Genomic DNA, 25,605 nt, shown 5'->3' with positions numbered 1-25,605 from the left:
CCGCAGGTCAGCTTAGGTATGCCTAAGTGATGTAGTGCACGGGGCCGTGATCCGGACGCGGGTTGTCAGGGTCTGAGGAATTACGCAACAATGGCGTTGTGAAAAACGTTGGCGAGGCTCCGCAGGAGGAACTCGCGGCCGGGTTGCGGTCGGACCGATCCACACGCAACCGGGTCGCGCGCTCCATCCTGGACCACGGCCCCTCCACCGTCGCCGACCTCGCGAAGCGGCTCGGTCTCACCCAGGCGGCCGTCCGCCGGCACCTCGACTCCCTCGTCCACGAGAACGTCGTCGAGCCCCGCGAACAGCGTGTCTACGGCGCGCGGACCCGGGGCCGCCCCGCGAAGGTCTTCGCCCTGACCGACTGCGGCCGCGACGCCTTCGACCAGTCCTACGACAAGCTCGCCGCCGAGGCCCTGCGCTGGATCACCGAGCGGCACGGCGAGGGCGCGCTCGTCGCCTTCGCCCGCGAGCGGCTCGCCGCGCAGGCCGAGGCGTACCGGGAAGCGATCGACGCCGCACCACCCGAACAGCGCACCGAGGCTCTGGCCAAGGCGTTGACCGCCGACGGGTACGCTGCTACGGCGCGCAGCGCACCGGTCGGCGAGCAGCTCTGCCAGCACCACTGCCCGGTCGCCCACGTCGCCGAGCAGTTCCCGCAGCTTTGCGAGGCCGAGACGGAGATGTTCTCCACGCTGCTCGGCACGCACGTGCAGCGCCTCGCCACCATCGCCCACGGAGACGGCGTCTGTACGACGTTCATCCCGCGCAGCGGCAGCGGCGGCGGCAGCACACAGACCACCACATCAGCATCAGCAAGTACGGCCGGGAGGAACCCCGCATGACGCTCCCCACGGAGACTGCCCACCCCGAACTCGAGGGTCTGGGCACGTATGAATACGGCTGGGCCGACTCCGACGTCGCCGGTGCCTCCGCCAGGCGCGGCATCAGCGAGGACGTCGTCCGGGACATCTCGGCCAAGAAGTCCGAGCCGGAGTGGATGACCAAGCTCCGCCTCAAGGGCCTGCGCCTCTTCGACAAGAAGCCCATGCCGAACTGGGGCTCGGACCTCTCGGGCATCGACTTCGACAACATCAAGTACTTCGTGCGCTCCACGGAGAAGCAGGCGGAGTCCTGGGAGGACCTGCCCGAGGACATCAAGAACACGTACGACAAGCTCGGCATCCCCGAGGCGGAGAAGCAGCGCCTCGTCTCCGGTGTCGCGGCCCAGTACGAGTCCGAGGTCGTCTACCACCAGATCCGCGAGGACCTGGAGGAGCAGGGCGTCATCTTCCTGGACACCGACACGGCGCTCAAGGAGCACCCGGAGCTGTTCAAGGAGTACTTCGGCACGGTCATCCCCGTCGGCGACAACAAGTTCGCGTCGCTGAACACCGCCGTGTGGTCCGGTGGCTCGTTCATCTACGTGCCCAAGGGTGTGCACGTCGACATCCCGCTCCAGGCCTACTTCCGCATCAACACGGAGAACATGGGCCAGTTCGAGCGGACGCTGATCATCGTCGACGAGGACGCCTACGTCCACTACGTCGAGGGCTGCACCGCGCCGATCTACAAGTCGGACTCGCTGCACTCCGCCGTCGTCGAGATCATCGTGAAGAAGGGCGGCCGCTGCCGCTACACGACGATCCAGAACTGGTCGAACAACGTCTACAACCTGGTCACCAAGCGCGCCGTGGCGTACGAGGGCGCGACCATGGAGTGGATCGACGGCAACATCGGCTCCAAGGTGACGATGAAGTACCCGGCCGTCTACCTCATGGGTGAGCACGCCAAGGGCGAGACCCTGTCCATCGCCTTCGCGGGCGAGGGCCAGCACCAGGACGCCGGCTCCAAGATGGTCCACATGGCGCCGAACACCTCCTCCAACATCGTCTCCAAGTCGGTGGCGCGCGGTGGCGGTCGCACGTCGTACCGCGGCCTCGTCGAGATCGGTGAGGGCGCCGCCGGATCGAAGTCGAACGTGCTCTGCGACGCGCTGCTCGTCGACACGATCTCCCGCTCGGACACCTACCCCTACGTGGACGTCCGCGAGGACGACGTGTCGATGGGCCACGAGGCGACCGTCTCCAAGGTCTCCGACGACCAGCTCTTCTACCTGATGAGCCGCGGCATGACCGAGTTCGAGGCCATGGCGATGATCGTCCGCGGCTTCGTGGAGCCGATCGCCAAGGAGCTGCCCATGGAGTACGCCCTGGAGCTGAACCGGCTGATCGAGCTCCAGATGGAGGGTTCGGTCGGTTAGGACCGGACACCGTCCCGCAGCGAGCAGACTTCTTACGCAGAGCGCAGAGAGAGAGCACGACGACAGCCATGGCTGAGGCTCAGAACATCCCGGTGGGCTCCACTACCGCCGGATCGATCGCGGTGGCCGCCGAGTCCACCGTCGCCACCCGCATGAGCGCACCCCCCTCCTACGACGTGGCGGACTTCCCGGTCCCCCACGGCCGCGAGGAGGAGTGGCGGTTCACGCCGCTGGAGCGCCTTCGCGGGCTGCACGACGGCACGGCCGTCGCCGATGGCGGCATCCGCGTCGAGGTGAGCGCCCCCGAGGGCGTCACCCAGGAGACCGTCGGCCGGGACGACGCGCGCGTCGGCAAGGCGGGCAAGCCCGTCGACCGCATCGCCGCGCAGGCCTACTCGTCCTTCGAGAAGGCCTCGGTCGTGACGGTCCCCAAGGAGGCCGTGCTCACCGAGCCCATCCGTATCGCCGTCCACGGCGAGGGCGGCACCGCCTTCGCGCACCAGGTGATCGAGCTGGGCGCCTTCGCCGAGGCCCTGGTCGTCATCGACCACACCGGTGACGCCGTGCTCGCCGCCAACGTCGACTTCATCGTCGGCGACGGCGCCAAGCTGACCGTCGTCTCCGTCCAGGACTGGGACGACACGGCGGTGCACGTCGCCCAGCACAACGCCCTGGTCGGCCGCGACGCCTCCTTCAAGTCCGTCGTCGTCACCTTCGGCGGTGACCTGGTCCGCCTGCACCCCCGTGTCGAGTACGCGGGCACCGGCGGCGAGGCCGAGCTCTTCGGCCTCTACGTCACCGACGCCGGCCAGCACCAGGAGCACCGCCTCCTGGTCGACCACAACACCCCGCACTGCAAGTCGAACGTCGTCTACAAGGGCGCGCTCCAGGGCGACGACGCCCACGCGGTGTGGATCGGCGACGTCCTCATCGAGGCCGCCGCCGAGGGCACGGACACGTACGAGATGAACCGCAACCTCGTGCTGACCGACGGCGCCCGCGTGGACTCGGTTCCGAACCTGGAGATCGAGACCGGCGAGATCGTCGGCGCGGGCCACGCCTCGGCGACCGGCCGCTTCGACGACGAGCAGCTGTTCTACCTCCAGTCGCGCGGCATCCCGGAGGACGAGGCGCGCCGCCTGGTCGTCCGCGGCTTCTTCGCCGAGCTGGTCCAGCAGATCGGTCTGCCGGACGTCGAGGAGCGCCTCATCGCGAAGATCGAAGAGGAGCTGGAGGCGACGGTCGCATGACCTTCGTACGCGTCTGCGGACTGGGCGAGCTGGAGGAGGACACCCCCAAGCGGGTGGAACTCGACGGCACGCCGGTCTCGGTCGTCCACACCGAGGGCGAGGTGTTCGCGATCCACGACATCTGCTCGCACGCGAACGTCTCCCTCTCCGAGGGCGAGGTGGAGGACTGCCAGATCGAGTGCTGGCTGCACGGCTCCGCGTTCGACCTCCGCACCGGCAAGCCGTCCGGCCTTCCCGCGACGCGCCCCGTCCCCGTATACCCCGTAAAGATCGAAGGGGGCAGCGTCCTCGTTGACGTACGCGCCCCCCTCTCCCAGGAGTCCTGAGGCACCCATGGCAACGCTTGAAATCAAGGACCTGCACGTCACCGTCGAGGCCGACAACTCCACCAAGGAGATCCTCAAGGGCGTCGACCTGACCGTGAAGCAGGGCGAGACCCACGCCATCATGGGCCCGAACGGCTCCGGCAAGTCGACGCTCGCCTACTCCATCGCGGGCCACCCCAAGTACACGATCACCCAGGGCAGCGTGACCCTCGACGGCGAGGACGTCCTGGAGATGTCCGTCGACGAGCGCGCCCGCGCCGGCATGTTCCTCGCCATGCAGTACCCGGTCGAGGTTCCCGGCGTCTCGGTCTCCAACTTCCTGCGTACGTCGGCGACGGCGATCCGCGGCGAGGCCCCCAAGCTGCGCACCTGGGTGAAGGAGGTCAAGTCCGCGATGGAGCAGCTCCAGATGGACCCGGCCTTCGCCGAGCGCAACGTGAACGAGGGCTTCTCCGGCGGTGAGAAGAAGCGCCACGAGATCCTCCAGATGGAGCTCCTCAAGCCGAAGATCGCGATCCTCGACGAGACGGACTCCGGTCTGGACGTCGACGCGCTGCGCCAGGTCTCGGACGGCGTCAACCGCGTCCGGGAGACCGGCGAGGTCGGCACGCTCCTGATCACGCACTACACGCGCATCCTGCGCTACATCAAGCCCGACTTCGTGCACGTCTTCGCGAACGGCCGCATCGCCGAGTCCGGCGGCGCCGAGCTCGCCGACAAGCTCGAGGCCGAGGGCTACGAGGCTTACACGAAGGGCGGCGCATCCGCGTGACAGTGGCCCACCAGGGGCTTTCCGGCCTCCTCGACACCGAGGCGATCCGCAAGGACTTCCCGATCCTGGATCGCACGATCCACGACGGCAAGAAGCTCGTGTACCTGGACAACGCGGCGACCTCGCAGACGCCGCGCCAGGTCCTCGACGTGCTGAACGAGTACTACGAGCAGCACAACGCCAACGTCCACCGCGGTGTGCACGTCCTCGCCGAGGAGGCCACGGCGCTGTACGAGGGCGCCCGTGACAAGGTCGCCGCGTTCATCAACGCGCCCAGTCGCGACGAGGTGATCTTCACCAAGAACGCCTCCGAGTCGCTCAACCTCGTGGCCAACATGCTGGGCTGGGCCGATGAGCCCTACCGCGTGGACCACGAGACCGAGATCGTCATCACGGAGATGGAGCACCACTCCAACATCGTGCCGTGGCAGCTGCTCTCGCAGCGCACGGGCGCGAAGCTGAAGTGGTTCGGCCTCACCGACGACGGTCGCCTGGACCTCTCCAACATCGACGAGATCATCACCGAGAAGACGAAGATCGTCTCCTTCGTGCTGGTGTCGAACATCCTGGGCACGCTCAACCCGGTCGAGGCCATCGTGCGCCGCGCCCAGGAGGTCGGCGCGCTCGTCCTCATCGACGCCTCGCAGGCCGCCCCGCACATGCCGCTGGACGTGCAGGCGCTCCAGGCCGACTTCGTGGCCTTCACCGGCCACAAGATGTGCGGCCCGACGGGCATCGGTGTGCTGTGGGGACGCCAGGAGCTCCTGGAGGACCTGCCGCCGTTCCTCGGCGGCGGCGAGATGATCGAGACCGTGTCGATGAACTCGTCGACGTACGCTCCCGCGCCGCACAAGTTCGAGGCGGGCACGCCGCCGGTCTCCCAGGCCGTGGGCCTGGGCGCGGCCGTCGACTACCTCACCGCCATCGGCATGGACAAGATCGCCGCGCACGAGCACGCGATCACCGAGTACGCGGTCAAGCGCCTCCTCGAAGTCCCGGACCTCAGGATCATCGGTCCGACGACGGCCGAGGACCGCGGCGCCGCGATCTCCTTCACGCTCGGCGACATCCACCCGCACGACGTGGGCCAGGTCCTGGACGAGGAAGGCATCGCGGTCCGCGTGGGTCACCACTGCGCCCGCCCCGTCTGCCTCCGCTACGGAATTCCTGCGACCACGCGAGCGTCGTTCTATCTGTACTCCACGCCCGGCGAGATCGACGCCCTCGTCGACGGCCTGGAGCACGTACGGAACTTCTTCGGCTGAGGGGCTGGCTGGGAACGTGAAGCTGGATTCGATGTACCAGGAAGTCATCCTGGACCACTACAAGCACCCGCACGGGCGTGGTCTGCGCGATGGCGACGCCGAGGTGCACCACGTCAACCCGACGTGCGGGGACGAGATCACCCTGCGCGTGAAGTACGACGGGTCGACCATCGCCGACGTGTCGTACGAGGGCCAGGGCTGCTCCATCAGCCAGGCCAGCGCGTCCGTCCTGAACGACCTCCTGGTCGGCAAGGAGCTCGCCGAGGCGCAGAAGATCCAGGAAGTGTTCCTGGAGCTGATGCAGTCCAAGGGGAAGCTGGAGCCGGACGACGCCATGGAGGAGGTCCTGGAGGACGCGGTCGCGTTCGCCGGGGTATCCAAGTACCCGGCGCGCGTCAAGTGCGCGCTGCTGAGCTGGATGGCGTGGAAGGACGCGACGGCGCAGGCGCTGGGCGAGACCGACGGCGCCGCGGCCGCTGCCGCGAACACCGTCGCCGAGAGGAAGACCGCATGAGCGAGAACGGTACGCAGGAAACTCTGTCCACGAAGCCGGCTTCCGAGGAAGAGGTCCGCGAGGCGCTCTACGACGTCGTCGACCCCGAGCTGGGCATCGACGTCGTCAACCTCGGCCTGATCTACGGCATCCACGTCGACGACGCCAACATCGCCACGATCGACATGACGCTGACGTCCGCGGCCTGCCCGCTGACCGACGTCATCGAGGACCAGGCGAAGTCCGCGACGGACGGCATCGTCAACGAACTGCGGATCAACTGGGTCTGGATGCCGCCGTGGGGTCCGGACAAGATCACGGACGAGGGCCGCGAGCAGCTGCGGGCGCTCGGATTCAACGTCTGAGTCGAGTTCAACGTCTGAGTCGAGGCTTTGCCGAGCGGTTGATCGGCTGAGCGGTCGTTTTGCTGTGCGGCTGTGTCGCGAAGCCCCCCGGAGGATTCTCCGGGGGGCTTCGTCGTGTCGTCGTCGCGTTCCGCGCCCTCAACCGTGCCGACACGTGCAGGTGCAGGTGCCATTGCGGCGTGCCGCGTCGGCCATGGCGCCCGGGAAGCCCTGGAGAGCCGCCAAGAGTGCTTCGAGCTGTGCCACTTGGGCGGCGAGCCGTGCGGTTCGCTGCCCGGCGTACTGGAGGGCGTAAAGAGCCTCCAGCCTGCGCGTCAGTGCCCTGACCTCAGCCGCCCGCTCGCGTGCCGACTCGCGTCCGGAGGTGTCTTCCATGTCACCGTGGCTCCGCAGAAGCCTCCGCCAAGGTGTGGGCCAAGTCCTCCTTGCGGATGCGGCGGTCCACGTAGAGGAGGGCGGTGATCAAGGGGAGGAAGACCGCGGCCGCCAGCTGGGTGAGGAGGGTGCCGAGCAGGGCCACCACCGCGTACAGGCCGGTCTGCGAGCGCAGCTGGTCCAGCATCACTTCGGACGCGGAGGTGTCCGGGGTGACCACGGGTGGCTCGGGCGCGGCGAGTTGCATGGGCAGTTGGTATCCGAGGGACACGATCATCACCATCGCGCCGGCGAGCAGCGAGATGCCGAACGTGCGCCACCAGGCGCCCCGGACGAGGTGTACCGAGCGGCGCAGCGCGGTGAGCGGGCCCGCCGATTCGAGGACAGTGGCCGCGGGGGCGAAGGCGAACAGGACGTACAGCCAGGCCGACAGGGGGATCACGAGGAGGAAGAGGAGGAAGAGCAGGCCGAGGGGAGCGGTCGCGTCGGTCAGGACCGTCACGAAGACGGCGACGAAGAAGAGAGCGAACAGGGCGAGCGGCAGGAGCAGGATGAGCGCGAGCGGCAGCGTCACGGCCGCCACCGCCGGGGTCCGCGACCAGGCCCTGCGTGTCACGGCGCGCAAGGTCGTGGGGCGGCCGAGTACCGCCTCGTGCAGGGTCGCCGCGACCGAGGCCTGCACGAAGGAGTTGACGGCGAGCGCGCCGACCAGGCCGGCCGCCCAGACGGCGCCGAACGCGACCAGCACCGGCTTGCCGTGCTCCCAGGTGAACTCCGCCCCGTCCGCTGACAGGGCCGCGTAGTGGTCCCGGGCGACGGCGTACGCGATGCCGAGCGCGGCCCCCAGCACGGCGGCGTACAGCGCGTACGCGGCGAGGGCGGCGCCGAAGAGCGGCTTGGCGTAGCGCCGCATCGTGGCGAAGGCGCCGCCGAGGACGTGGTCGACGCCGAGCGGGGCGAGCGGGATGACGCCGGGCTTGGGCGGGGGCGGAGGCGGCGGGCCCCAGGGACCCTGCTGTCCCCAGCCGTACGGCGGCGGGTACGGGGCTCCGGCTCCGTACGGGGGTGCTCCGTACCGCGCTGTCCCGTGCCCCGGCCCGTCGTGTCCTGGTCCTGTCCGCGGGCCCTGAGGTCCCCACCCCGGTGTGTCCGGCATCTGCTCTCGCGCTCCATGGTGTGTCGTGCGTGCGTCCTGTGGCCCCCCACAGTGATCGCGTCACCTTAGCCCGCCGAGTTATGTACGGTCGTACGCAACGATATGTACACTCGTACGCATGGGATACGCACTGCTGGCCGCGGCGATCGCGGCGGAAGTGGCCGGCACCACGGCCATGAAGTACAGCGAGGGGTTCAGCAAGCTGTGGCCCTCACTCATCACCGTCGTGGGCTACCTGCTCGCCTTCACGCTGCTCGCGCAGACCCTCAAGACGCTCTCCGTGGGCACCGCCTACGCGATCTGGGCGGGCATCGGCACCGCCGCCGTCGCGGCGATCGGAATGCTGTTCATGGGGGAGCCGGCCGGGCTGCTCAAGGTCACCGGGATCGTGCTCGTCATCGCGGGCGTCGTCGTGCTCAATCTCGGCGGTGCGCACTGATGCCCCGTCGCTACGACCCCGAGCGCCGCCAGCGGATCATCGACGCCGCGATCCGGGTGGTCGGCGCGAAGGGGATCGCCGGGCTCAGCCACCGGTCGGTCGCCGCCGAGGCCGACGTGCCGCTCGGGTCGACGACGTACCACTTCAAGACGCTCGACGAGCTGCTGGTGGCCGCGTTGCGGCAGAGCAACGAGGGCTTCGCGAAGGTGATGGCCGCGGGCGGCGCCTTCGAGGACCCGGACGCCGACGTCGCGGGGGAGCTGGCCCGGCTCCTCGGCGAGTGGTTCGCGGGGGAGCGGACCGGCCTCGAGCTGGAGTACGAGCTCTATCTCGCCGCCCTGCGCAGGCCCGCGCTGCGCCCCGTGGCCGCCGAGTGGTGCCAGGGGCTCACCGAGGTACTGGTGCCGCGCACCGATCCGGTCACCGCGCGCGCCCTCGTCGCCCTGATGGACGGGATCAGCCTGCAAGTGCTGCTCACTGGGGGTGAGTACGACGAGGCGTACGCGCGGGACGTGCTCAGTCGGCTGCTGGTGCCGGGTTCCTGAGCGCGGGGGATGAGGCGGGACGGGGGCGGCCGTGACCGGCGGTGGCGCGCGGCCGCGTGGCGTCCGGTGCTCCACTGCGGTCGCCGCGCCGCGGCACCGGCGGCCCGTACCCTGAGACCGGTTCGCCCGCGCGAGGCCCCTCCGGTTAGGTTTCACCCATGACCGACACGAACGCACCCCGCACCACCGGCGCCATCGCCGCAGGCCTCGCCACCGTCGCCGCCGACGGCACCGTCCTCGACACCTGGTTCCCCGCGCCCGAGCTCGTCGCTGTCTCCGCCGAGGAGCACGGCCCCGCCGGCAGCGAGCGGCTGACCGCCGAGCGTGCCGTGGAGCTGCTCGGTGACGGCGCCGCCGAGGCGATCGGCCCGGACGCCCGCCGTGGCGTGGAGATCGTCGCCGTGCGTACGGTCATCGCGTCCCTCGACGACAAGCCGCTGGACGCCCACGACGTCTACCTGCGCCTGCACCTGCTCTCGCACCGCCTGGTCAAGCCGCACGGCGTGAACCTGGACGGCCAGTTCGGCTTCCTCGCCAACGTCGCCTGGACCTCGCTCGGCCCGGTCGCCGTCGACGACGTCGAGAAGGTGCGGCTGAACGCCCGCGCCGAGGGGCTGCACCTCGCCGTGACGTCCGTCGACAAGTTCCCGCGCATGACGGACTACGTCACGCCGAAGGGCGTCCGCATCGCCGACGCCGACCGGGTCCGCCTCGGCGCGCACCTCGCCGAGGGCACCACGGTCATGCACGAGGGCTTCGTGAACTTCAACGCGGGCACCCTCGGCACCTCCATGGTCGAGGGCCGCATCTCCGCCGGGGTCGTCGTCGGCGACGGCTCGGACATCGGCGGCGGCGCCTCCACGATGGGCACCCTCTCGGGCGGCGGCAACGTCCGCATCGTCATCGGCGAGCGCTGCCTGGTCGGCGCCGAGGCGGGCGTCGGCATCGCGCTGGGCGACGAGTGCGTCGTCGAGGCGGGCCTGTACGTCACCGCCGGTACGCGCGTCACCATGCCCGACGGCCAGATCGTCAAGGCCCGAGAGCTCTCCGGCGCCTCGAACATCCTCTTCCGCCGCAACTCGGTCACGGGCACCGTCGAGGCCCGCCCGAACAACGCGGTCTGGGGCGGTCTGAACGAGATCCTGCACAGCCACAACTGACGAGTCGGCGCAGAGCTGTAGATCTGTAGAGCCGTACAGGAGCGGTCGCCTCCCCTCTGGGGGCGGCCGCTTCTTTTTTCTGCGCACAGGCATAGCGGGGGGCGTCCGGACCCGTCCTCACTCATGCGGGAGGGCAACAGGCCCCCCAGGGAGCGAAGGTGACGATGGATGCCCAGGAGCAGGAGAGTTTCCGGGAGTTCGTGGAGACGAGATCGTCGGCGTTGTTGAAGACCGCCATACTGCTCAGCGGGGGCGACCGGCACGCGGGCGAGGACCTGCTGCAGAACGCGCTCGTCAAGGCGGCGGGGCGGTGGCGGCGGATCGACGAGCCGGAGGCGTACGTCCGGCGGATCCTGTATCGGCAGCAGGTCAGCCGCTGGCGGCTGAAGTGGCCGCGGCGCGAACTGGCCGTCGCCGAGCCGCCGGAGCGCGCGGCGTCCGGGGACGGCACGTCCGCCGCGGAGCTGCGGATCGTGATGCGCGGTGCGCTGGCCAAGCTCACCACGCGCCAGCGCACCGTGCTCGTGCTGCGCTACTTCGAGGACCTGCCGGAGGCGGAGGTGGCCGCCGTCCTCGGCTGCTCCGTCGGCACCGTGCGCAGTACGACGCACCGCTCCCTCGCCCGGTTGCGCGGCCTCGCGCCCGAGCTGGCGCGGCTCGACCGGCAGGACGTGGCCGAGCGGCCCTCTTCCCCCGACTTCTCGCCGATGGAGGTACGACCGTGAAGGTGGCAGATCTGGTCCGTGAGTCGCTGCGGGAGCAGGCCGACCAAGGGGCGCCCGTGCCGGGGAACTTCGCCGACCGGGTGCTGGCCGCGCGCAGGCGGCGAAGGACCCGGACGATGGTGGGCGCCTCGCTCGCGGTGGTGACGGCCACCGTCGTGGCGGTGGCGGTACCGGGCCTCGGCCCGGACTCCGCGGACGGCGGCCCGCGCCCGGCCAGTGAGCTGCGCAGCGGCGACGTCCTCGCTCACCCCGGCCAGACACCGCCCCGGGAGCTGATCGCCGCGGGCGACACGGCGCTCGCCGCGTACAGCACGAACAAGCGCGTCAAGCGATCCGACGGCGAGGCCGTCATCACCCGCACGTACCGGCTCCTCGACCAGAAGACCGGCACCTACCGCGAGGCTCCCCGCTGGTCGTGGCTCGACGTCGCGCCCGGGATGCGGACCGCCGCCGTCCTGGAGCGAGAACTCCCGACCAAGCGGATCGGACTGCTGAACCTGATGACGGGCAAGGTCGAGCGCTGGATCCCGGTGGACCGCGGAGTCGGCGGCGTCGAGTTCTCGCCCGACGGCAGGAAGCTCGTCGCGACGACGTACGCGGAGAATCCGGACCTGCTCGACATGGACAATCCGATGAGCGACGGCAAGCACGAGGAGCCGGGCCCCGCCGACCCGAGCAGGACCGGCTTCTACGTCCTCGACGTGGCGTCGGGGGACGGCGGTTGGAGCGAGGTGAAGACGGAGACCGGCGGGTTCGGCATCGCGGAAATCAACACCCGTCAGGACTTCACCTTCAGCCATGACGGCTCGCTGGTCTACACGGGCCTCACCTCCGCGCCGCACCAGCAGTACTACGACTTCAAGGGCCGCAAAGCGAGCACGCCCGCGAAGGAGAAGCATCTGCACTGGTTCGTCGAGGCCGGACTCTCCCCGAACGGAAAGCTCGCCGCCGGTGACTTCGCGGGCGGTGCCAAGACCACCGCGACCGAAATCAACGACCCCCTCACCGGCAAGCGCGTCGCCAAGATCCCCGGCCAGCAACTCCTGGCCTGGGCCGACGACAAGCGGCTCATCGCCTGGGACATCGCGCCCGGCACGAGCGAATACCGCAACCGTCTCGTCCTCGTCACCATCGGGAGCAAGAAGACCGTCCCGCTCAGCGGTTACCGCTCGCCGAAGGAGCCTTCCGACGGGCGCTGGACCCCGCTCTTCGCCGACCGGTAGGCGGCGAGCAGCCCGTCGGTCGCCTCGCGGCCGGCGGGCAGCAGTGGTGCCCGCACCGGACCCGCGGGCAGGCCGAGCCCGCCGAGCAGCGCCTTCGCCGTGACCGCGCCGGGCAGACCCGAGGCCATCATCAGCTCGATCAGCGGGGTGGCGGCCAATTGGCCCTCGCGGGCGGCCGCCGTGTCGCCCGCGTCGAAGGCGTCGAGGACCGCGCGGAGCCGGGCGGGGATGACGTTGGACACCGTGCTGATGTAGCCGGCGCCGCCCACCGCGTACAGCGCGAGGTTGTACTCGTCGCAGCCCGCGTAGTACGCGAGGTCCGTACGGGAGATGACGTGCTGGCTGCCGAGGATGTCGTAGGCGCAGTCCTTCACACCGACGATCCGCGGATGGCCCGCGAGGCGCAGGAGGGTCCGCGGCTCGATGCGGGTGCCGGTGCGGCCCGGGATGTCGTAGAGCAGCGCCGGGAGCCCGCAGGCGTCGGCGACCGTGCGGAAGTGCGCCTCGACGGCGTCCTGCGGGGGCTTGCTGTAGTACGGCGTGACCACCAACAGGCCGTGTGCGCCCGCCTTTTCCGCGTCGCGTGCCTGCTCGACGGTGCGGCGGGTGTCGTTGCTGCCGACGCCCGCGACGATGTGGGCGCGCTCACCCACCGCGTCGGCCACCGCCCGGATGAGCGCCGCCTTCTCGGCGTCGGAGGTGGTCGGCGACTCACCGGTCGTGCCGGACAGGACGAGCCCCTCGCAGCCGTCGCTCACCAGCCGGTCGGCGAGGCGCTGGGCCCCGTCGAGGTCCAGGGCACCGGTGTCCGTGAAGGGCGTGATCATCGCGCACAGGGCGCGGCCGAAGGGGGGCCGTGCGGGCGGCGCGGGGCGGGTGGGCGTGTGGGTCATGCGAGCAGTCTCAGGCCGCGGACACTGAAGCTCCACTTAATTCTTCTACACGGTAAGGCGCAGCAGTGCTAAGTGATGGGGAGCGGTGTGCGGAGATACGGAGGTGATTTCAAGGCGGGTTCCGGGCGAGACGCCGGTGAATTCGCGACTGATTGAGGCGAGTTGAGGCATGCGGTGGTGCCAATTCGGCCTCTTGTGGGTCACCATGGCGGGACAGTCGGTCCCTAGGAGGCGTCATGAGGCTCGGCAAGGCACTCGCCACCGGAATCGCCGAAGAGCAGCCGCGACAGGAGGATCCGGCGCGGCCGTACGAGACGACGGCCATGCCCGAACCCGGCCCCGCGACCGCTGAGCCGGCGGCGGAGCCCCGGCCGGTCGAGGCCACGGCAGGCCGATGAGGCTGCGGCTCCCCGAGGAACGCCCGACGGAGCCGCCGACCGGTTACAAGATCGCCCGCCCGGTGCTGTCCCACGACGGCACCCGGGCCGCCTTCACCGGCGTCTCCCTCGGCGCGGGCCTGCCGTACGCGGTCCTCGACGAGGCGGGCTGCGTCTACGGCAGACGGCACAGCGCCCCCAACCGCCGCTGCGACTGCGGGTTCCACTGCGTGCACGACCGGGCCACCGCCGAGGGGCTCCTGTGCACCGCCGAGCATCGCAGGGCGGTGCTCCTCGAAGTGACGGTGCTCGGCGTGTACATCCGCTTCGAGCGCGGCTTCCGGTACGCCAGGCAGCGGGTCCGGGAGGCCACCGTGCCGCCGTGCGACTGCGGCGGCGCCGCAACGCTCCTCGCCGACGCCGGGTGGGGCAGGCCGGGGTGGCGGGCCCTCGAACCGGCGTGCGGGCTGTGCAGGGGGGCGCGGCAGGCCGTGTCCGTGGTGGAGTTCGCGCGGCTCGCGGGGGAGGGGCTGAGGGTCGTCACGCCCGCCCCGCCCGCCTCCGCGGGCGGGCCCCTGACGCTCGGCATGCCCGAACTGATGGCCGAGGCCGCGCTCCTCCAGGCCCGCCTCGACTGGTTCCAGGCGGAGCTGGCGCGGCTGACCGGGGATCAACGGGGATAGCGCGGCCAGGCGCGGGTACCCGGCCCTCCCAGGCAGAAGGGAGGCGGCACCCGTGACCGGGACCACGCACGAGCAGTCGACGCGCGACCACGCGCGGCACAGCGACGATCCGCAGCACTCGGTGGGCCAGCTCGTCGAGCGAGCCACCGCGCAACTGTCGGACCTCGTACGCCAGGAGATGCGGCTCGCCGCCCAGGAGATGGCCGCCAAGGGCAAGCGCGCGGGCCGCGGCGGCGGGCTCCTCGGGGCGGCCGGCGCGATCTCGTACATCGGACTCATGGCGCTGGCGGCCACGGCCATCGCGGCGCTCTCTCTCGCCCTGCCCGTCTGGGCGGCCGCCCTCATCGTCACCGGCGTCCTCTTCGCCGTGGCGGGGGTGCTGGCCGTGATGGGGCGCAAGCAACTGGCCCAAGCGGTACCGCCCGTGCCGCAGGAGGCCATCGAGAGTGTCCGGGCGGACGTCGAGGAGATCAAGGGAAGGGCGCACCGATGACGAACACGCCGAAGAACCCCCAGGACCCCAAGGGCGGCCAGGAGCCGGAGAGTTCTACGGACACCGGCGCGCAGGGGCCGGACGAACTGCGCAGGCAGATCGAGGACACCCGCGGGCGGCTCGGCGTGACCGTGGAGGAACTGGCGGCGAAGGCGGACGTGAAGTCCCGCGCGAAGGAAAAGGCCGAAGCGGTAAAGGGTCAAGTACGTGGAACGGCGGCACAGGTGAAGGACAAAGTGACGGAGCAGGCGGCCCGCGCGAAGGGCAAGGCGGCGGACGAGGCGGGGCACGCGAAGAACGCGGCCGCCGGAAGCACGGCACAGGCGAAGGAGAAGGCGATCGAGGGCGCGGCGCAGGTCAAGGGCAAGGCCATCGAGGGCGCCGCCCTGGCGAAGGGCAAGGCCGTGGAGGGCGCCGCGCGGGCCAAGGATGCCGTGCTCGGCGCGAAGGCGCGCGCGGAGGAACACCAGGCCGTGGCCCAGGCCGAGGAGAAGGTCACCGAGGTGGCGCGGCGCGTGCAGGACAACACGCCGGAGCCGGTAAGGGACGTCGCGACCGGCGTCGTACGGGCCGGCCGCCGACGCCCCGGGGCGTTCGTCGCGGCGGGGGCGGGCGCGTTGCTCGCGTACGTCGCGTTCCGGCGCCGTAAGGGAGGTGGCCGCCGATGAGCAAGACCAACGTGCTCTACAAGCCGCTCGGGATGGCCTTCGGCATGCTCGGCGGTATGGCCGCGAGCGCCCTGTTCAACCGCACCTGGAAGATGGTGGCGGGTGAGGACGACGCCCCCGACGCCCACGACGAGGACCGCGCCTGGCGCGAGATCCTCGCCGCGGCCGCGCTCCAGGGCGCGATCTTCGCCGTGGTCAGGGCGGCGGTGGAACGCGGCGGGGCGGTGGGCGTCCGCCGTGTGACGGGCCGCTGGCCGGATTGACGGGGGTGGAGGGCGGCCCTGGGCTGCCCTGTGGGCTCCAGGGTGCGGCCGGGCGGAGAACCGCGGACAATGACATGCCGCGGAATCCCGCCCGGCCGCCGCGCGCCGCCCGAAGGCCGCGTTGACGAGGTCAGGTGCCCGGAGGAAGCTCGGCCCATGACCACCACGCAGCACCATCCGTACGCACGCTACGTCGCGATCGGAGACAGCCAGACGGAGGGCGTCGGGGACGGTGACGAGGCGCGCGGCTACCGGGGCTGGGCCGATCGGCTCGCCGAGATCCTCGCCGCGGTGAATCCCGACCTCCTGTACGCCAACCTCGCCGTCCGCGGCCGGCGGACCGCGCTGATCAAGGCGGAGCAGCTCGGCCCCGCGCTCGCGATGAAGCCGGACCTGGTGACCGTCATGGCGGGCATGAACGACCTGGTGCGGCCGAGCGGCTTCGACGCGGCCCGCGTCGCCGCCGACATCGAGGAGATGTTCACCGAACTCACCGCGGCCGGCGCCCACGTGGCCACCGTGACCTTCCCGGACATCGGGCGGATCTCCCCGCTCGCGCGGCGCGCGCTGCCCCGCGTCCTGGACCTGAACGCCCGGATCCGGGCCGCCGCCGACCGGCACGGCGTGACGGTGCTCGACACCTTCCCGCACCGGATCACCAGCGACCCGCGGCTGTGGAGCGGCGACCGCATGCACGCGAGCCCGCTGGGCCACGCCAGGATCGCCGCCGGGATGGCGGACGCCCTCGGCCTGCCCGGCCACGAGGGCTGGCTGGCCACGCTGCCGCCGCTCGCGCCGGTGTCGGTGTGGGGGGAGGCGACGGCGCACGCACGCTGGTTCACCGGGTTCATGGGCCCGTGGCTGTGGCGGCGGGTGCGGGGCCGCTCCTCGGGCGACGGCCGGGAGGCGAAGCGCCCCGTCCTCGGCGCGGTGACCGTACCGGATCCCGAACGCGCTTGACCTGAACCATGGTTGATGTCCGAGCGTAAGGCGTGCACGGAGCCGGGCCCGTACCGGCTCCGGACCTACCCGCATCGAGACGGACGGACAGCCATGTCTGAGACCACTGAGACCACTGAGACCTCTGAGACCACTGCGACCTCTGCGACCACGGCCCAGAGCACCGGCACCCACCCCGACCCCGCCCGCCCCGACGCGGGCCTCACCTTCCTCAGCACCTGGAGCACCGGCTCGCCCGAACGGCAGCGCGCCACCCTGGACACCATCGCGCGGGTCTGGCGGAGCCGCCCCTGGCCGCATGAGGGACTCCTGTCCTACACGGTGTACGCGGGCTCCGACGGTTCGACGGTCCTGCACCACTCGCAGTGGCGGGACGAGCAGGCGTACCAGGAGTTCTTCGCGAGCGCGGAGAACGGCAGGGACGCGCGCAACGCCGACATCGACGCCGCCGTGCCGGGCATAGAACGCCTCGCCCTCGCCAAGACACGGCTGTACCGCAGCTGGCCGGACGGCGCGGGACGCTCGGGGCGCTCGGGGCGCGAGCCCGGCGCCGTCGTGATCGTGGAAGTGGACTTCGAGGGCCCTGACGTCGAACGCCAGCGCGCCTGGGTGGACGGCGTGCTGGACGCCCTGAACAGCGATCCGGTCCCGGGCGAGGCGCTGATCTCCGCGCACTTCCACGTCAGTACGGACGGCACGAAGGTCGTCAACTACGCGGAGTGGGAGAGCGAGCAGGCCCACGTCGACGCGCTCGCCGCCGCCGGCGACGGCGTGGGATCACCGACGCCCGAGTGGCGGCGCGTGCAGGAGTTCCCCGGGGTCGCGAGCGGCGACTCGATAGCCCGGTACCGGCCGGCGTACAACTTCGTACCGAGCCATGCGTAGATTCAGGGCGCCCCGCCACCGACGGCTCCGCCCGCCTGGACAGGGGTAGGGGGCGGCGAGACGGTGGGGGGATGCTGGACGTCCCCGCGAAAGGCCCCGCCGACGGCGGCAAGCGCTTCGAGATCGCCCGGGAGTTCGAGGTCGAGGGTTCCCCCGCCGAGGTCTGGGCCGCCCTCACCACCGGCACCGGCGGCTGGCTGTGGCCCATGAAGTACGAGCCGCGCGAGGGCGGCGCCGCCCCCTTCGGCGGCACCGTCACCCGCTGGGAGCCGCCGCACCGCCTCACCGCCCGCGTCCAGGGCGCCGACCACGGGCCCGGCCGGCCCCCCGACCGGCTGGACCAGCTCGACCACACCATAGAGCCGCGCGACGGCGGTCGGCGCTCCTGGCTGCGCTATGTCCAGCGGGGCTCCTTCGCCGACGACTGGGACCGCCGATACGACGACGCCATCAGGCACACCGACTTCCACCTGCACACGCTGTGCCAGTACATGGCGTACTTCGCGGGCCGCCCCGCCGTCTTCTCCGCGCTCAACGGCCCGCCCACCTCGGTCGCCCCGGACGCCTTCACGCGCCTCGCCCGCGCCCTCGGCCTGCCGGACGACGCGGCCGAGGGCGCCCGGGTCCGCGTGGAGGCCCCCGGCGAGGAACTCGACGCGGTGATCGACTTCCGCAGCCGGTACTTCATCGGCCTGCGGACGGACGACGCCCTGCACCGCTTCTTCGGCCGCAACCACTCCGGCGCGCCGGTGCGCGTCAGCGTGCACGACTTCGGCCCGCAGGCGGACACCAAACGCACCGAACTGGCCTGGCAGGACTGGCTGCACCACCTCTACGGGTGAGCGAGCCGGCCCCCGCCCGGCCTTCCCCGGTCACGGTTTGAAGCGCAGCACCTGCGGGTCGTGATCGCTGTTCTGCTCGGTGAACTCCGCGTTGATGTGCACACTGTCGTAGGAGAAGTCGTCCTCGTCCCCCACCCCGGGGCTGGTCAGGATCTGGTCGAGGACCTGCGAGTTGCCCTGGTAGACGTACGAGTAGCGCTCGCTCTTGGGCAGCGACGTGACGGCCGCGCGCAGCGCCCCGCCGTCTGTCAGCGTCTTCGTGGTCGCCGAGAACTCGAAGTCGTTGATGTCGCCGAGCACGACGACGTCCGCCTTCCGCTCCACCGCGCGGATGTCCTTCACGAAGTCGTTCACGGCCTGCGCCTGCTTCAGCCGCTGCGTCTCCGAGGAGCGCACCGGCGGCTGGTGGTGCGAGGTGAGCCCCTCGTCGCCGCCCTTGGACCCGAAGTGGTTGGCGATCACGAAGACCGTGCGGCCGCGGAAGACGAATTCGCCGGCCAGCGGCTTGCGGCTGTTGGTCCACGCCGCGTTCTGCGGGTCGATCCGGCCGGGGGAGTGGCTCAGCGCGGCGCGCTTGCCCGACCGTACGACCTCGGTGGCCGTCGTCGCGTCGCCGCCCGCGCGCTCGGTGAAGGAGACCCGCTCCGGGTTGAAGAGGAAGACCTGGCGGATGTTACCGCCGGGCTCGCCGCCGTCCTTGTTGTTCACCGGGTCGATGGACCGCCACTCGTAGCGCGGCCCGCCCGCCGCGACGATCGCGTCCGTGAACTTCTTCAGGGTCGCGCCCGCCGAGACCGTGCCGTCGTTCTTCGCGCCGTTGTCGTCCTGGATCTCCTCCAGGGCGAGGATGTCGGGCGAGGCCAGGTTCGTCACGACCGCCCCGGCCAGCACGTCGAACTTCTCCTGCGGGTCGGTCGGGTCGAGGTTCTCCACGTTGTACGTGGCCACCGCCAGCTCGCTCTTGGCCTGGCGCCGCGTCTTCTCGCGCACGAGACCCTTGTCGCGGACCTCGCCCAGCTCACGGGCGACGAGGGTGTAACCACCGAACTGGTTGAAGTCCAGGGGCCCTTCGGCGCCGCCCTTCAGGACGTCGCCGACGTTCGCCTTCGGGAAGGGGTGCTCGGAGACGGGCGCGAGCTGCTGGATCTGGAGCCGCCCGCCGTTCTGCGCGTCGTAGGAGCCGTAGACGGTGCCGCCGCGCCGGTTGCGGTTCTCGTGCGGCTTCACCGTCACCCACAGCCCGTTGTACGCGTCGGTCGCCCCGACCACACGCGAGCTGCCGACGCTCACGTTCATGCCCTCCAGGGACTCGTACAGGTCCAGGGCGTACGTACGGGGCTTCAGCGGCAGGCCGTTGACGCTGCCATCCTGCGCGGGGTCACCGGCGGGCGCGTACCGGGCAGGCACCGACTTCGCGTCGACGCGGACCGGCGCGGGCACCGCGTTGCCGGACGACTCGACGGTCACCGTCGGCTTGGTGATCTGCGTGAGGGACTGGTTGCCGGACTTGGCGCCGCCCGGGATGTACTCCCCGACCGTCCCGGACACCCGGACCGCGTCGCCGGGCTTGACGGTGAGCGGCGCCGAGCCGGTGTAGACGAAGACGCCCTCGCTGGTGGCGGGGTCGCCGTCCGCCTTCGTGTCCTGGATCCAGAAACCCTTGGAGCCGTAGCCGCGGACACCGGTCACGATGCCGCGCACGTCCGTGACCTGCTGCCCGGCCAGTGGCGAGAGCCGGGTGGTGCCCTGGATGTCGTGGACGCGGACCTCGTCGGCCGAGGCGGCGGGGGAGGAGACGGCGAGCAGGCCGGCCGCGAGGGCGGTGGTGACGACGGCACCGACGGCGGCGGATCTCTGTATGTGAGGCATCAGGGAACTCCGGATGAGGGGTGAGGGAAGACAGGCAAGACAGGTAAGACAGGTTGGACAGGGCGGACAGGGAAGACAGGGAGGACACGGAGGGTGAGAGGCATCCCGAGCGGGCGCTCTACGCGCGTCAATCTCGTGTGTGACCAGGGGAGTTGTCAAGGTTCCGCGGGTGCCCGTCGCCTGTACGTCTTCTGACAGGGACATGAACCGGGCGGCATACGGCCAAATCCGTCTAGGCTTGCGCCTTGCCGACCCGTACCCTCGGCGCCCCGCACCCTCGGAGGAGAACCAGCCGATGTCCGTAAGCCCCGCCACCCTGCCGCCGGTGCTGCTGCACTCCGAAGCGGAGCTCGCGCGGGCCGCGCTCGCCACACCGCTGCTCTCCCGCGCCGTGCGGCTCGCCCGCTGGGCAGGTCCTGAGACCAGGGTCGGCGCGGGCGGCGAACTCGTCGAGGCCCAGCTCCCCGCGGCCGCCGCCGAGCTGGGGCTCGACGCGGGTGACCCCGACGCGGCGGCGTACGCGAGCGAGGCCTGGCGGATCGCCGTGGACACCGGCCTGGTGGAGGTCACGGACGCGGAGGAGGAGGGCGGGGAGGGCACCGTCACCCAGGGCGAGGAGCTCGCGCTGCTCTCCTCCGGCGGCCCGCGGGACGTCCTCGGCATCTGGCTCGGCGCCCTCGACACCGTGTACGCGGACGCCACCGTGCCCGACATGGAGGACCTCCTCGACGTCCTGGAGGAGAAGGGCGAGGTCGACTTCGGCGAGCTCGGCTGGGACCCGCAGGCCGAGGCGGACTTCCTGGACGGCGTCCTCGGCAACCTCTACCTGCTCACCGTGGGCGACGCCGCGGGCGGTGAGGGCCCGGTGCCGCTGCCCGCGCTCGCCGCCTCGATGATCGTCCCCGACGACATGGGCGAGCCCACGGACGACGTCCTGGAGCAGGTGTCGGACGCGATGATGAAGCTCGACGACCAGTTCCGCCTCTTCGAACCGCTCGGCCTGGTCGAGTACCAGCCGGTCGACGAGGCCCTCATGGCGGAGATCGACGAGACGGGCCCGGTGGCCGAGCCCGCGCCGGTCGACGACGAGGACGTCACCCGCTACGGCATGGTGCGGCTCACCCCCCTCGGCCTCTACGGCATCCGCGCCCGCATGCTGGAGGCCGGCGTCGACGCGCCGGCCGTCGGCGAACTCGCCGACAAGGGCGCGGACGTGCTCCTGGAGGGCACCTCCGGCTTCCCGCAGGCCGCCGCGCAGGCCGAGATCGAGCAGTGGCTCGCCCGGCACGAACCGCTCGGCGCGGCACGGGAGTTGCTGGCCGCGGCGCGCGGCGGCGACGAGGGCGCGCCGCTGCGCAGGCTCCGCTGCCAGCAGGCGCTGTCCCTGGTCGGCGACGAGGCGGAGCCCGCGCTGCGCGAAGTGCTCGACGATCCGGAGCTCGGCGGGCTCGCCCGGGTGTGGCTCGCCGAGCACGGCGCCGCCGACGTGCCCGCGCCGTCGGAGGCGCTCGTCTTCTGGCTGACCATCGACACGATCGCCGCGCAGCTCGCCGCCGAGGGCAACTCCGAGGAGCTCCAGGGCCTCGTCGAGGGCCTCGCCCAGCAGCACAGCGGCTTCTTCGCCACCGCGTGGCGCGTGGAGCACCCCGCCACGGCGGACGTCCTCGAAGCGATGGGACGGCTGCACCCCGACAAGAAGGTGGCCAAGGAAGCCCGGAAGGCCGCCTTCAAGGCGAGGTCGCAGCAGGGCCTCTGAGCCGGCCGCGGGGACCGAGGGGGCGGCGCGCCCCGCCGGCCCCGCGCGCCCGGCGTCCAGCCGCGTCGTGTCGCCGATCGTGCCGCCCGTGACGTCCCACGGGGCGCTGCGGACGCCAGGTGGGCTGCCCGCCGGACCACTTCACGCCGGGGCCGAAGCCGACGGTCGGCGAGCGGCCGCTGGGGGCGCAGGGTGAGGGTCCCGGGCGCCGGCCGGGCAGGTTCACGGAAGGTGGCCCTTGGGCGTCGGACGGCGTTCAACCGCCGTTCAAGCGGAAGCGGGACCGTTTCGCCGACGGCAGCCGGTGGCCGGTCCGGTCCTACGTATTCCGCCTTCGCGCCCCAGGAGAGACCATGTCGCTCACCCGCAGGGACTTCGCCAGACGCTCCGCGATGACCGGGGCGGGGATCGCCCTGGCCGGCAGCGTCGGCGCACTCGCCACCGCGCCCGGGGCCCTCGCCGCCACGGAGTTCGACGGCATCGACGGCGCCGACGCCGACGCCGCGGACGGTACGCACGCGCGCGGCCACGGCGGCCCCGGTTACGGCCCGCTGATCCCCGACCCGAAGGGCCTGCTGGCCCTGCCCGCGGGATTCTCCTACCGCGTCCTCACCCACAGCGGGAAGACCCGGCTGGAGAGCGGCGAGTACACACCCTCCAACCACGACGGGACCGCCGCCTTCGCGGGCCCGCGCGGCACCACCCTCCTCGTCAACAACCACGAGCTGAGCGGCCCTCGCAACAAGTGGAAGCACCCCGTCCCGCTCGCCGAGGGACTCGTCTACGACCCCGCCGCGTCCGGCGGCTGCACCGTCGTCGAGGTCCGCCGCGACGGGCAGGTCGCCGAGTGGGTCGGCATCGCGGGCACCGCCACCAACTGCGCCGGTGGCAGCACCCCCTGGGGCACCTGGCTGACCTGCGAGGAGACCGAGGACAGGGCCGGCCAGAACGGCATGACCAAGGACCACGGCTACGTCTTCGAGGTCGATCCTTCCCCAAGCTCTCAACTGCGTTCGAGCAGGGGAGGCCCCAATGACCGCCGGGCCAACCGCGCCCCCCACCCCATCAAGGCGCTGGGCCGCTACGCCCACGAGGCCGTCGTCGTCGACCCTCGGCGCGGCCACCTCTACCTCACCGAGGACGCCTCGGGGCCCAACGGCCTCCTCTACCGCTGGACCCCGCCGCACGGCTTCGAGCACGGCCCCGGCAGGCTGGGCACCCTCGCCGACGACGCGGGCGTCCTGAAGGCGCCCAAGTGCTTCGACTCCGGCGGCCGCTTCGTCGACGACCTCTCCCGCGCCACCAGGATCGGCACGGTGTACGGCGTCGACTGGGTGGAGGTGCCCGACCGCGACGCGCGGACGGTGCCCGTGCGCCAGCAGTTCGACGACGGCGACATCACGCGCGCCCGCAAGCTCGAAGGCATGTGGTGGGGCGACGGCGGCGTCTACATCGTGGCCTCCTACGCCCGCGGCGAGAGCCCCGTCCAGCACGACGGACAGGTGTGGTTCTACCACCCCGGCCGCCGCACCCTCACCCTGAAGGTCCTGCTCGGCGTCAACGCCGACCCGGACCGCGACGGCGCCCTGGACGGCCCCGACAACATCACCGTCTCGCCGTACGGCGGCCTGGTCGTCGCGGAGGACGGCGACGGCGTCCAGCACCTCTTCGGCGCGACGGAGCGCGGCCGGACGTACCCCATCGCGCGCAACGAACTCAACGCCGGTACGGCGGAGGACCCGAAGTACAGCGAGTTCGCGGGCGTCACCTTCTCGCCCGACGGAAGGACGCTGTACGCGAGCATCCAGTCGCCCGGCATCCTGCTGGCGATCACGGGCCCGTGGAAGCGACAGCGCCGCTGACGCCCCCTGGCCCCCGCGGTCACCAGGGGGAACGGGGATCCGTCGGGACGGCGGCGGGGGCGGCGGGCCGCTCTCGCGGGACGGCGCCGAAGGCGCCCAGGAGGCCGAGGTCGACCACCTCGTCACCGGGGGCCTCGCCGCCCTCCGTGTCCCACGCCGACAGCTCCGTCATCTCGTCCTCCTGGAGGCGGATCAGGCCGGCGATCGGCTCCGTCTCCCACCACGGGGGCGTGGCCGCCCGCCCCGCGCACCAGGCCAGTGCCTCCGCGACCGACGGGCGGCCCGCGGGGTCGCGCGCCAGGCAGCGGCCGAGGAACCAGGGCCAGGCGTCGCCCGGCACGCCGAGCAGGTCCGGCTCCTCGTACAGCGTGCGGGAGAGCACCTCGGGCGCGCGCCCCGAGCCGAACGGGCCGCGGCCGGTCGCCGCCACCGCGAGGACCGCGCCGAGCGCGAACACGTCGGCGGCGGGCCCCGGCCGGGCGTCGCCCGTCAGCAGCTCGGGGGCGAGGAAGCCGGGCGAGCCGGGGGGCCGCCCGGCCGCAGCGAGGCTTCCGGCGGCCGCGCGCTCGGCGACGCCGAAGCCGAGGAGCTTCGGACCGTCCCGGGTGACGACGACGTTCGAGGGCTTCACGGCACGGTGCAGGACGCCCGCCGCGTGCACGCCCGCGAGGGCCTCGGCGAGCGCCGCGCCCAGCGCGCCCAGCTCGGCGTCGCCCAGCGGACCGTAGGTGCCCACCGCTTCCGGCAGGCCGGGCCCCGCGCAGAACTCGATCGCCACCCACGGCTCCGCCGCGTCCGGACCGGCGTCGAGCACGGCGGCCGAGTACCGCCCGGTCACGGCGCGCGCGGCGGCCGCCTCGCGCCGGAAGCGCTCACGGAAGCCCGGGTCGGCCGCGAGCCGCGCGTGGACCGTCTTGACGGCGACCGGCCGCCCGGACGCGGACCGCGCGAGGTGGACACGGCCCATGCTGCTCTCGCCGAGCAGCGAAACGATCCGGTACCCGCCGACGTCCACGGGAGCTCCTTCCAGCGGGCCCCGGCGGGGCTCTTCCGATACAGGGCGATCTGGCTGACAGGGCGATCTGTCGGTCTGTGCGACGCCTGTGAGGCATCGTACGGTTGCGGCCGCCGGGGGCCGCGCGGGCCGACCGGGCACCGTGATCCCCGTTACCCCGTTCGGGTCGCTTAGGGGCCCCGCGACGGCCGTCGGTATAGGGGTTTGTGTGTCTGTTCCATACCGATGTGAGGGCGGTGTGAGCTCGGAGCATGGTGCGGGGGGTGTCCGGGGGCGCATACTTCGAATATGACGAGGCCCGCCGGCTCGCGCCGCCACCTGCCGAACAGTCCCTTCAACGTGCCCGCTCCGCCCGCCCCACCCGTAGAGCAGTTCGCCGTGGGTGACCGGGTCTCCCACGACCAGTACGGACTCGGGAGGATCGTCGGCGTCGAGGGAGAGGACGCGGTCGTCATCGACTTCGCGGGCCGTCAGGGACGGTTCCTGAGTCCCTACCCGAAGCTCGCCAAGCTCTGACTCCCGAAGACCTGATCCGACACACGTGAGGGGCGGGGGGCCCCCCCCCCCCCGCCCCCCCCCCCCCCCCCCCCCCCCCCCCCCCCCCCGGCCCCCCCCCCCCCCCCCCCCCCCCCCCCGGCGCCCCCCCCCCCGCCCCCCCCCCGCCAGACGCGGGGCGCCCCAC

At 71.7% G+C, this 25,605-nt stretch carries 29 protein-coding genes; 24 read left to right on the top strand and 5 right to left on the bottom strand.

The window, feature by feature from the left end:
• Nucleotides 1–98: 98 nt before the first annotated feature.
• The 8 genes from ACF062_RS00740 (at nucleotide 99) to ACF062_RS00705 (ending at nucleotide 6,734) form a co-directional block, all read left to right on the top strand.
• Nucleotides 99–845 carry a helix-turn-helix transcriptional regulator gene (locus ACF062_RS00740; RefSeq protein ID WP_392133923.1) on the top strand — a complete coding sequence of 249 codons (747 nt, stop codon included), beginning with the start codon at nucleotides 99–101 and terminating at the stop codon, nucleotides 843–845.
• A complete protein-coding gene (gene sufB, locus ACF062_RS00735) occupies nucleotides 842–2,263 on the top strand; it encodes a Fe-S cluster assembly protein SufB (RefSeq protein ID WP_219690164.1) in 1,422 nt (473 codons plus the stop codon). Before ACF062_RS00740 ends, sufB begins: the two co-directional genes overlap by 4 nt.
• Nucleotides 2,264–2,331: 68 nt before the next feature.
• Nucleotides 2,332–3,513, top strand: a complete 1,182-nt coding sequence (gene sufD / locus ACF062_RS00730) for a Fe-S cluster assembly protein SufD (protein ID WP_392133919.1) — start codon at nucleotides 2,332–2,334, stop codon at nucleotides 3,511–3,513.
• Entirely contained in the window at nucleotides 3,510–3,839 is a 330-nt protein-coding gene (locus tag ACF062_RS00725; RefSeq protein ID WP_127910318.1) for a non-heme iron oxygenase ferredoxin subunit, read from the top strand. Before sufD ends, ACF062_RS00725 begins: the two co-directional genes overlap by 4 nt.
• Before the next feature lie 7 nt (nucleotides 3,840–3,846).
• Nucleotides 3,847–4,611: a Fe-S cluster assembly ATPase SufC gene (gene sufC / locus ACF062_RS00720; RefSeq protein WP_125512037.1), complete on the top strand. Its 765-nt coding sequence runs from the start codon at nucleotides 3,847–3,849 to the stop codon at nucleotides 4,609–4,611.
• Nucleotides 4,608–5,876 (top strand): cysteine desulfurase, encoded by a 1,269-nt coding sequence (locus tag ACF062_RS00715; RefSeq protein WP_392133916.1) that lies wholly within the window; start codon nucleotides 4,608–4,610, stop codon nucleotides 5,874–5,876. The genes sufC and ACF062_RS00715 overlap by 4 nt, the downstream gene beginning before the upstream one ends.
• Before the next feature lie 16 nt (nucleotides 5,877–5,892).
• Nucleotides 5,893–6,390, top strand: coding sequence for a Fe-S cluster assembly sulfur transfer protein SufU (gene sufU, locus ACF062_RS00710; RefSeq protein ID WP_392133913.1), 498 nt, complete (start codon nucleotides 5,893–5,895; stop codon nucleotides 6,388–6,390).
• Nucleotides 6,387–6,734, top strand: a complete 348-nt coding sequence (locus ACF062_RS00705) for a metal-sulfur cluster assembly factor (RefSeq protein WP_392133910.1) — start codon at nucleotides 6,387–6,389, stop codon at nucleotides 6,732–6,734. The genes sufU and ACF062_RS00705 overlap by 4 nt, the downstream gene beginning before the upstream one ends.
• Nucleotides 6,735–6,872: 138 nt before the next feature.
• Here the strand turns inward: ACF062_RS00705 and ACF062_RS00700 are convergent, their stop codons facing one another.
• Together ACF062_RS00700 and ACF062_RS00695 are read right to left on the bottom strand one after the other, a co-directional pair.
• The gene (locus tag ACF062_RS00700) at nucleotides 6,873–7,109 is read right to left on the bottom strand and encodes a hypothetical protein (protein ID WP_392133907.1); all 237 of its coding nucleotides are present in this window, start codon (nucleotides 7,107–7,109) and stop codon (nucleotides 6,873–6,875) included.
• A gap of 1 nt (nucleotide 7,110) precedes the next feature.
• Nucleotides 7,111–8,265 carry an oxidoreductase gene (locus ACF062_RS00695; RefSeq protein ID WP_392133904.1) on the bottom strand — a complete coding sequence of 385 codons (1,155 nt, stop codon included), beginning with the start codon at nucleotides 8,263–8,265 and terminating at the stop codon, nucleotides 7,111–7,113.
• A gap of 118 nt (nucleotides 8,266–8,383) precedes the next feature.
• Here ACF062_RS00695 and ACF062_RS00690 point away from each other — a divergent pair, with 118 nt between their 5' ends.
• The 5 genes from ACF062_RS00690 to ACF062_RS00670 all read left to right on the top strand — a co-directional run bounded on the left by ACF062_RS00690 (nucleotide 8,384) and on the right by ACF062_RS00670 (nucleotide 12,357).
• Nucleotides 8,384–8,704, top strand: a complete 321-nt coding sequence (locus ACF062_RS00690; RefSeq protein WP_223773962.1) for a multidrug efflux SMR transporter — start codon at nucleotides 8,384–8,386, stop codon at nucleotides 8,702–8,704.
• Nucleotides 8,704–9,249 carry a TetR/AcrR family transcriptional regulator gene (locus ACF062_RS00685; RefSeq protein ID WP_223773961.1) on the top strand — a complete coding sequence of 182 codons (546 nt, stop codon included), beginning with the start codon at nucleotides 8,704–8,706 and terminating at the stop codon, nucleotides 9,247–9,249. The genes ACF062_RS00690 and ACF062_RS00685 overlap by 1 nt, the downstream gene beginning before the upstream one ends.
• Before the next feature lie 158 nt (nucleotides 9,250–9,407).
• Nucleotides 9,408–10,409 (top strand): 2,3,4,5-tetrahydropyridine-2,6-dicarboxylate N-succinyltransferase, encoded by a 1,002-nt coding sequence (gene dapD, locus ACF062_RS00680; RefSeq protein WP_223773960.1) that lies wholly within the window; start codon nucleotides 9,408–9,410, stop codon nucleotides 10,407–10,409.
• 164 nt (nucleotides 10,410–10,573) lie between these two features.
• Nucleotides 10,574–11,134: a SigE family RNA polymerase sigma factor gene (locus ACF062_RS00675; RefSeq protein ID WP_392136393.1), complete on the top strand. Its 561-nt coding sequence runs from the start codon at nucleotides 10,574–10,576 to the stop codon at nucleotides 11,132–11,134.
• Nucleotides 11,131–12,357 carry a WD40 repeat domain-containing protein gene (locus tag ACF062_RS00670; RefSeq protein ID WP_392133899.1) on the top strand — a complete coding sequence of 409 codons (1,227 nt, stop codon included), beginning with the start codon at nucleotides 11,131–11,133 and terminating at the stop codon, nucleotides 12,355–12,357. Before ACF062_RS00675 ends, ACF062_RS00670 begins: the two co-directional genes overlap by 4 nt.
• On the opposite strand, the gene dapA is transcribed toward ACF062_RS00670, so the two are convergent.
• The gene (gene dapA / locus ACF062_RS00665; protein WP_392133896.1) at nucleotides 12,297–13,250 is read right to left on the bottom strand and encodes a 4-hydroxy-tetrahydrodipicolinate synthase; all 954 of its coding nucleotides are present in this window, start codon (nucleotides 13,248–13,250) and stop codon (nucleotides 12,297–12,299) included. The two genes, ACF062_RS00670 and dapA, sit on opposite strands and share 61 nt — an antisense overlap.
• A gap of 236 nt (nucleotides 13,251–13,486) precedes the next feature.
• Between dapA and ACF062_RS00660 the strand changes: the two genes are divergently transcribed.
• The 8 genes from ACF062_RS00660 (at nucleotide 13,487) to ACF062_RS00625 (ending at nucleotide 18,421) form a co-directional block, all read left to right on the top strand.
• Complete coding sequence (locus ACF062_RS00660; RefSeq protein ID WP_392133894.1) at nucleotides 13,487–13,648, top strand: hypothetical protein; 162 nt, start codon at nucleotides 13,487–13,489, stop codon at nucleotides 13,646–13,648.
• Entirely contained in the window at nucleotides 13,645–14,310 is a 666-nt protein-coding gene (locus tag ACF062_RS00655) for a hypothetical protein (RefSeq protein WP_392133892.1), read from the top strand. Before ACF062_RS00660 ends, ACF062_RS00655 begins: the two co-directional genes overlap by 4 nt.
• 52 nt (nucleotides 14,311–14,362) lie before the next feature.
• Nucleotides 14,363–14,803 carry a phage holin family protein gene (locus ACF062_RS00650; RefSeq protein WP_392133889.1) on the top strand — a complete coding sequence of 147 codons (441 nt, stop codon included), beginning with the start codon at nucleotides 14,363–14,365 and terminating at the stop codon, nucleotides 14,801–14,803.
• Nucleotides 14,800–15,471 (top strand): DUF3618 domain-containing protein, encoded by a 672-nt coding sequence (locus tag ACF062_RS00645; RefSeq protein ID WP_392133886.1) that lies wholly within the window; start codon nucleotides 14,800–14,802, stop codon nucleotides 15,469–15,471. Before ACF062_RS00650 ends, ACF062_RS00645 begins: the two co-directional genes overlap by 4 nt.
• Complete coding sequence (locus ACF062_RS00640; RefSeq protein ID WP_223773953.1) at nucleotides 15,468–15,734, top strand: DUF4235 domain-containing protein; 267 nt, start codon at nucleotides 15,468–15,470, stop codon at nucleotides 15,732–15,734. The genes ACF062_RS00645 and ACF062_RS00640 overlap by 4 nt, the downstream gene beginning before the upstream one ends.
• A gap of 156 nt (nucleotides 15,735–15,890) precedes the next feature.
• Nucleotides 15,891–16,694: an SGNH/GDSL hydrolase family protein gene (locus ACF062_RS00635; RefSeq protein ID WP_392133882.1), complete on the top strand. Its 804-nt coding sequence runs from the start codon at nucleotides 15,891–15,893 to the stop codon at nucleotides 16,692–16,694.
• A 93-nt stretch (nucleotides 16,695–16,787) separates the two neighbouring features.
• Nucleotides 16,788–17,579, top strand: coding sequence for an antibiotic biosynthesis monooxygenase (locus tag ACF062_RS00630; RefSeq protein ID WP_392133879.1), 792 nt, complete (start codon nucleotides 16,788–16,790; stop codon nucleotides 17,577–17,579).
• A gap of 71 nt (nucleotides 17,580–17,650) precedes the next feature.
• Nucleotides 17,651–18,421 carry an SRPBCC domain-containing protein gene (locus ACF062_RS00625; RefSeq protein ID WP_392133876.1) on the top strand — a complete coding sequence of 257 codons (771 nt, stop codon included), beginning with the start codon at nucleotides 17,651–17,653 and terminating at the stop codon, nucleotides 18,419–18,421.
• A gap of 30 nt (nucleotides 18,422–18,451) precedes the next feature.
• On the opposite strand, the gene ACF062_RS00620 is transcribed toward ACF062_RS00625, so the two are convergent.
• Nucleotides 18,452–20,290, bottom strand: a complete 1,839-nt coding sequence (locus ACF062_RS00620; RefSeq protein ID WP_392133873.1) for an endonuclease/exonuclease/phosphatase family protein — start codon at nucleotides 20,288–20,290, stop codon at nucleotides 18,452–18,454.
• 295 nt (nucleotides 20,291–20,585) lie between these two features.
• Here ACF062_RS00620 and ACF062_RS00615 point away from each other — a divergent pair, with 295 nt between their 5' ends.
• Nucleotides 20,586–22,046, top strand: a complete 1,461-nt coding sequence (locus ACF062_RS00615; RefSeq protein WP_392133871.1) for a hypothetical protein — start codon at nucleotides 20,586–20,588, stop codon at nucleotides 22,044–22,046.
• Between the two features lie 353 nt (nucleotides 22,047–22,399).
• A complete protein-coding gene (locus tag ACF062_RS00610) occupies nucleotides 22,400–23,908 on the top strand; it encodes an alkaline phosphatase PhoX (protein ID WP_392133868.1) in 1,509 nt (502 codons plus the stop codon).
• 19 nt (nucleotides 23,909–23,927) lie between these two features.
• Here the strand turns inward: ACF062_RS00610 and ACF062_RS00605 are convergent, their stop codons facing one another.
• Nucleotides 23,928–24,923 (bottom strand): protein kinase, encoded by a 996-nt coding sequence (locus tag ACF062_RS00605; RefSeq protein WP_392133865.1) that lies wholly within the window; start codon nucleotides 24,921–24,923, stop codon nucleotides 23,928–23,930.
• A gap of 288 nt (nucleotides 24,924–25,211) precedes the next feature.
• On the opposite strand from ACF062_RS00605, the gene ACF062_RS00600 reads away from it, so the two are divergent.
• Nucleotides 25,212–25,439 (top strand): CarD family transcriptional regulator, encoded by a 228-nt coding sequence (locus tag ACF062_RS00600; RefSeq protein ID WP_030784272.1) that lies wholly within the window; start codon nucleotides 25,212–25,214, stop codon nucleotides 25,437–25,439.
• Nucleotides 25,440–25,605: the final 166 nt, after the last annotated feature.

This window comes from Streptomyces sp. NPDC015345, from assembly GCF_043078805.1.
Taxonomy (GTDB): Bacteria; Actinomycetota; Actinomycetes; order Streptomycetales; family Streptomycetaceae; genus Streptomyces.
Note: the sequence above shows the minus strand (reverse complement) of the source record. Positions and strands in the feature narration are given on the sequence as shown.

What these genes read in the sequence shown, in the direction of transcription:
- sufB (WP_219690164.1), top strand. Translation starts at nt 842, where the DNA reads ATGACGCTCCCCACGGAGACTGCCCACCCCGAACTCGAGGGTCTGGGC.
- sufD (WP_392133919.1), top strand. Translation starts at nt 2,332, where the DNA reads ATGGCTGAGGCTCAGAACATCCCGGTGGGCTCCACTACCGCCGGATCG.
- ACF062_RS00725 (WP_127910318.1), top strand. Translation starts at nt 3,510, where the DNA reads ATGACCTTCGTACGCGTCTGCGGACTGGGCGAGCTGGAGGAGGACACC.
- sufC (WP_125512037.1), top strand. Translation starts at nt 3,847, where the DNA reads ATGGCAACGCTTGAAATCAAGGACCTGCACGTCACCGTCGAGGCCGAC.
- ACF062_RS00705 (WP_392133910.1), top strand. Translation starts at nt 6,387, where the DNA reads ATGAGCGAGAACGGTACGCAGGAAACTCTGTCCACGAAGCCGGCTTCC.
- ACF062_RS00700 (WP_392133907.1), bottom strand. Translation starts at nt 7,109, where the DNA reads ATGGAAGACACCTCCGGACGCGAGTCGGCACGCGAGCGGGCGGCTGAG.
- ACF062_RS00695 (WP_392133904.1), bottom strand. Translation starts at nt 8,265, where the DNA reads ATGCCGGACACACCGGGGTGGGGACCTCAGGGCCCGCGGACAGGACCA.
- ACF062_RS00690 (WP_223773962.1), top strand. Translation starts at nt 8,384, where the DNA reads ATGGGATACGCACTGCTGGCCGCGGCGATCGCGGCGGAAGTGGCCGGC.
- ACF062_RS00685 (WP_223773961.1), top strand. Translation starts at nt 8,704, where the DNA reads ATGCCCCGTCGCTACGACCCCGAGCGCCGCCAGCGGATCATCGACGCC.
- dapD (WP_223773960.1), top strand. Translation starts at nt 9,408, where the DNA reads ATGACCGACACGAACGCACCCCGCACCACCGGCGCCATCGCCGCAGGC.
- ACF062_RS00675 (WP_392136393.1), top strand. Translation starts at nt 10,574, where the DNA reads ATGGATGCCCAGGAGCAGGAGAGTTTCCGGGAGTTCGTGGAGACGAGA.
- dapA (WP_392133896.1), bottom strand. Translation starts at nt 13,250, where the DNA reads ATGACCCACACGCCCACCCGCCCCGCGCCGCCCGCACGGCCCCCCTTC.
- ACF062_RS00660 (WP_392133894.1), top strand. Translation starts at nt 13,487, where the DNA reads ATGAGGCTCGGCAAGGCACTCGCCACCGGAATCGCCGAAGAGCAGCCG.
- ACF062_RS00655 (WP_392133892.1), top strand. Translation starts at nt 13,645, where the DNA reads ATGAGGCTGCGGCTCCCCGAGGAACGCCCGACGGAGCCGCCGACCGGT.
- ACF062_RS00645 (WP_392133886.1), top strand. Translation starts at nt 14,800, where the DNA reads ATGACGAACACGCCGAAGAACCCCCAGGACCCCAAGGGCGGCCAGGAG.
- ACF062_RS00640 (WP_223773953.1), top strand. Translation starts at nt 15,468, where the DNA reads ATGAGCAAGACCAACGTGCTCTACAAGCCGCTCGGGATGGCCTTCGGC.
- ACF062_RS00635 (WP_392133882.1), top strand. Translation starts at nt 15,891, where the DNA reads ATGACCACCACGCAGCACCATCCGTACGCACGCTACGTCGCGATCGGA.
- ACF062_RS00630 (WP_392133879.1), top strand. Translation starts at nt 16,788, where the DNA reads ATGTCTGAGACCACTGAGACCACTGAGACCTCTGAGACCACTGCGACC.
- ACF062_RS00625 (WP_392133876.1), top strand. Translation starts at nt 17,651, where the DNA reads ATGCTGGACGTCCCCGCGAAAGGCCCCGCCGACGGCGGCAAGCGCTTC.
- ACF062_RS00620 (WP_392133873.1), bottom strand. Translation starts at nt 20,290, where the DNA reads ATGCCTCACATACAGAGATCCGCCGCCGTCGGTGCCGTCGTCACCACC.
- ACF062_RS00615 (WP_392133871.1), top strand. Translation starts at nt 20,586, where the DNA reads ATGTCCGTAAGCCCCGCCACCCTGCCGCCGGTGCTGCTGCACTCCGAA.
- ACF062_RS00610 (WP_392133868.1), top strand. Translation starts at nt 22,400, where the DNA reads ATGTCGCTCACCCGCAGGGACTTCGCCAGACGCTCCGCGATGACCGGG.
- ACF062_RS00600 (WP_030784272.1), top strand. Translation starts at nt 25,212, where the DNA reads ATGACGAGGCCCGCCGGCTCGCGCCGCCACCTGCCGAACAGTCCCTTC.